Annotated in this window: 1 protein-coding gene; it reads right to left on the bottom strand. The window is 31.8% G+C overall.

All coding sequences use genetic code 11. The annotated features are described in order from the left end of the window. On the bottom strand, positions 1-160 hold a 160-nt coding region (locus HMPREF2937_RS08055; RefSeq protein WP_180364629.1), incomplete at its 3' end, for a replication/maintenance protein RepL. Positions 161-220: the final 60 nt, after the last annotated feature.

Here is a 220-nt window from a genome sequence, read left to right as displayed (position 1 = left end):
CAATCATATCTAACATACTTATTAATTGCACTATATATGCCTTTACGAAGTTACCAGACGTTTGTTTACGGTATAACTTGTCTACCTCTATGACTTCTCCACTTTCTTCGTCTATGAGCCTCTGAGAGCCTTTATAGACTGTTCCATATCTTTCTTTCATCTTTTTCTCACTCCTTATTTTAAACTATTCTAACTATATCATAACTGTTCTAAAAAAAAA

The organism is Staphylococcus sp. HMSC061G12 (assembly GCF_001838465.1).
GTDB classification, from domain to species: domain Bacteria; phylum Bacillota; class Bacilli; order Staphylococcales; family Staphylococcaceae; genus Staphylococcus; species Staphylococcus simulans.
The sequence above is the reverse complement of the archived record's forward strand: the minus strand, read 5'-3'. Positions and strand labels throughout refer to the sequence as shown.